The 3,495-nt window shown below is 76.7% G+C and carries 3 protein-coding genes and 1 pseudogene; 1 reads left to right on the forward strand and 3 read right to left on the reverse strand.

Features of this window, described 5'->3' with window-relative positions; all coding sequences use genetic code 11:
* Positions 1 to 119 precede the first annotated feature (119 nt).
* Complete coding sequence (locus DQW06_RS06225) at positions 120 to 923, forward strand: hypothetical protein (protein ID WP_117198124.1); 804 nt, start codon at positions 120 to 122, stop codon at positions 921 to 923.
* Positions 924 to 1,077: 154 nt separating this feature from the next.
* Here DQW06_RS06225 and DQW06_RS06230 read toward each other — a convergent pair whose 3' ends face one another.
* From DQW06_RS06230 to DQW06_RS06240, 3 genes and pseudogenes are all read right to left on the reverse strand, one after another.
* Positions 1,078 to 2,160 (reverse strand): TetR/AcrR family transcriptional regulator, encoded by a 1,083-nt coding sequence (locus tag DQW06_RS06230; RefSeq protein WP_117198125.1) that lies wholly within the window; start codon positions 2,158 to 2,160, stop codon positions 1,078 to 1,080.
* Positions 2,161 to 2,350: 190 nt separating this feature from the next.
* The gene (locus DQW06_RS06235) at positions 2,351 to 2,869 is read right to left on the reverse strand and encodes a 3'-5' exoribonuclease (RefSeq protein WP_117198126.1); all 519 of its coding nucleotides are present in this window, start codon (positions 2,867 to 2,869) and stop codon (positions 2,351 to 2,353) included.
* 229 nt (positions 2,870 to 3,098) lie between these two features.
* Positions 3,099 to 3,495, reverse strand: a pseudogene (locus DQW06_RS06240) (pectate lyase); the annotation flags it as partial.

Consider the following 3,495-nt stretch of genomic DNA (forward strand, 5'->3'; position numbering starts at 1 on the left):
GCCCTCGGCGGGGCCCACGTCGTGCCCCTGCCCGCCGACCCCCGACACGAACGGACGGGCGCCGGTGTCCACGGCACGGCGCCGCCCACGAACCCGGGCCCCGCCGAGGGCCCCGACGGATGGAGGAGACCGTGAACGTCGCGTTCGACGACCACGAACCCGGACCCGAGGACCTGCACCTGTGGACCGCGCGCGGTTTCACCGTGGCGGACGCCCGCCGCTGGATCGACGCCGGGTTCGTGCTGGACTCCGCCGAGCGCTGGCGCGGCAGCGGCGTGTACCGGCCCGGCCCCGCCCTGGAGTGGCGCGCGGCCGGGATGACCCCGTACACGGTCCGGCCCATGCTCCGCGCGGGGATGACCCCGGCGGACGCCGTGCGCTGGCACGAACTGGGCTACTCCCCCGCAGAGGCGGCCGAACGGCACCTGGCGGGCGAGCGCCCCCGGCCCCGGCGGCTGCTGCGGGCCCTGCTGCCGGTGCGGCGGGCCCCCGGGCTGGACCTGAGCGAGGAGCAGGCCCAGACCCTGGACGCCCTGCTGTCGGCGGGGGTACCCGCGGCGACCGCGCGCGCCTACCTGGACACGGGCTGGGACGGCGCCGACGCCGTGCCGTGGGCCCGCGCGGGGGTGGACCCCGCGCAGGCCCGGGTGTACCGGGCGATCGGGTTCTCCCCGCGGGAGGGCGCGGCGCTGGCCGGGGACGGCCGCGACGCGCTGGCGCTCATGTGCGCGTGGTGGGACGCGGGCGTGCCCCGTGAGGAGGTCGCGGCCTGGACGGTGGCGGGGTTCGGCCCGGCCGAGGCGGCGCGGGCCCGCGCCTCGGGCGCGGGGCCGGAGGGTGCGCGGGTGCTGCGCGCCCTGGGAGGACGGTCTCCTGCGCAGGACGCGGACACGGGGGAGGGACCGGGGGCGGGACCCTCCTGAACCGGTCGGCCACCACGGCCCCCGTGAACTCCGGAGCCACCGGATCGGCCGGAACCGCTGGGCAGGCGTCCGGGGACGAGCCCCCCGGTGCGGGCCTGCCGGTTCGCGGGGCGCCGTTCGGGGGCGGCCGATTGGGCCCCTGGCCGGGGGCCGTCTACCGGCGGTCCGCCCGCGCGCCGAGGAGCGCGGCGACGGCGTGGCCCGCGCCGCGGGCGTCGGAGCGGGCCGTGATCCGACCGCCGACGACGCGGACGGCGCTCTCGGTGGCGTCGCCGACCACGGGCACGCCCGCGGCCGCGGCGATCTCACCGGAGGGGTCGAACACCACGCGCAGGCGCGGCCAGGCCCTCTCGGGGAAGGCCTGGCGCAGGCAGCCGCACAGGTCGGCCACGGCCAGCCGCGCGAGCGGGGTCAGCTCGTCGGGGTCCCCGGTGACCACCACGGCGGTCACGGGGGAGCCCGCGGGCGCGGAGCGCAGCGCCTCCTCCGCCGCTTCGAGGCGGTGCGTGCCCAGGATCGCCACGATCCCGTCCCCGGCCAGGGACACGGCACGCCTGCGGACCGCGTCGAAGGCCTCCGGCGGTGACCACTCCTCGTCGGCGGGCACTGCCTGGCGCACGTGCTCCAGGTGGGGCGGCGGCCAGGCGTCCTCCAGGTCCAGGTCGGCCAGGCGCTCGCAGGCGCGCACCACCGCGAAGGGGTCCGCGAAGCCGGGCGCGACACCGACCAGCTGGCCGGTCCCGTACAGGGTGGTGAGCACGGTCCCAGCCACGCGCACCCGGCGTCCGCCGGGGACGGACGGGGGCGCCAACGCCTCCAGGGACAGGCCGAGCAGGAGCGCGTTCAACCGCATGAGCTGGGCGAAGGCGCTCCGGACGGGCTCGTCGGAGAGGACCTCGGGCGGAAGCGCGGTCCCGGTCAGCGAGGACTCGCCGATGGTGGGGAGCCGGGAGGCCCAGGCGCGGGCGAGCGCGCCCAGCGCCGTGCGGGCGCTGTGCCCGGGTTCGGGACGGGCGGCGTCGGCGGAGCGCTCGGCGGCGTCGGCCAGCACCGACAGGTACAGGGCGCGCTTGCCGGGAAAGTTGGAGTAGACCGCGCCCCGGGTGAGGTCGACCCGTTCGGCGATACGGTCGACCTTGGCGTCGCGGAAACCGTGCTCGGCGAACTCGTCCCCGGCCGCGGACAGCACGCGCGCCCGGTTGCGGGCCTGGCGCTGCGCCCTGGTGAGCCGGACCATCGTGCTTCCCCTCGCTTCGGCGTCCACCCATCCTACGGTGGGATGCCCAGGGCACCCGGATACTTGGGAAATCCCGATGTCCCGGGTATCCGGGCACGGCCGCGGACCGCCCCCGGGGCCCGGGCGGTCATCGGGGGTCGGCCTACCGCTGGCCCGGCCCCGGGAGGGCCCTCGGCAGGAGAGGCACGGGTCAGGAGTGCTCCCGCAGCCACCGCGCGCGCCGCATCAGGTGCCGAGCGTCGGCGAGGGCGTGGTGCAGCCCCGACGTCTGGGGCGGAAGCCTCGGGTCCCCGAGCCGGACCGCCTCCTGTTTGAGGTCGTGGGTGAGGAAGGGCACCTCGCGCGGCGTCTCCCGGGGCGTTCCCCACAGCTGGCACAGCAGTACGTGGTCGTAGGAGCCGTACCACGCCCACAGCTGCGGTTCGGGGGTGTCGCGCAGGAACTCGTGCACCATGCGCGCGATCTCCCCGCGCGTGCGCACGTGCGGATGGCCGGTGTCCAGTACGGCGTCCTCCGGTCCGCCGCGCAGGGGCAGCTGCGGCCAGACGTGCTCGGACAGCCACGGGTCCGAGCGCACGAGGTCCTGGTCGAACTCGGAGCTGACCGCGTACAGCTCGCGGCCGTCCTCGGCCACCATGCCGATGCTGACCAGGACCAGGGGGTGCTCCGACCCCCGGTCGACGAACTCGGTGTCGTAGTACACGCGCATGCGCGCTCCCCTCCGGGCGGCCGGACGGGCCGGTGCGCCCGTGCCGCGTGGAGTCCGGCCCACCGGCCACGGTCGCACACGCGCGGGCTCCGCGTCAGCCGGTTCGCCGTCTCCGCCCGGCGGCACACGCCCTGGCATGCGACGGCCGGTCCGCCCGAACGGATCGGGCGGACCGGCCGGTGTCCGGTCGGCTCAGGGGCTCCCGGCCGGATCGGTCACGGGTGGGCCGCTATCCGGCGTAGGTCTCGAACTCGGCGACGCGCGGCGTGCCGTTCGAGCCGGTGATCTCGAAGTTGATCTTGCGCAGCGTCGTCGGTTCGAAGTCGATGACGCCCGCTCCGCTCCCGGTGGCCAGGACGTCACCGGTGTTGTGGTCGACGACCCGCCAGGAGCCGATGTTGCCCTCGGCCCCGGCCGCCTCGCGGATGTTGATCGTGGACACCGTGGTGTCGGAGCCCCACTTGACCGAGATGCGGCCGGTCGAGCCGCTCGGCGACCAGTAGGTGCCCATGTCGCCGTCGACGACGTTGCCGTAGCTGGTCCCGCTGGCCTTGCCGGAGCCGTCGGCTCCGGCCCCGGCGCTGAGGTTGGTGCCCTCGGGCGGGTCGGTCGGGTCCGGGTCCGGG

It is taken from the genome of Nocardiopsis sp. TNDT3, from assembly GCF_003427465.1.
In the GTDB taxonomy this organism is placed as follows: Bacteria; Actinomycetota; Actinomycetes; order Streptosporangiales; family Streptosporangiaceae; genus Nocardiopsis; species Nocardiopsis dassonvillei.

Bases quoted from the DNA above. Each gene is read 5' to 3' on its own strand.
- DQW06_RS06225 (WP_117198124.1), top strand. From the start codon at position 120: ATGGAGGAGACCGTGAACGTCGCGTTCGACGACCACGAACCCGGACCC.
- DQW06_RS06230 (WP_117198125.1), bottom strand. From the start codon at position 2,160: ATGGTCCGGCTCACCAGGGCGCAGCGCCAGGCCCGCAACCGGGCGCGC.
- DQW06_RS06235 (WP_117198126.1), bottom strand. From the start codon at position 2,869: ATGCGCGTGTACTACGACACCGAGTTCGTCGACCGGGGGTCGGAGCAC.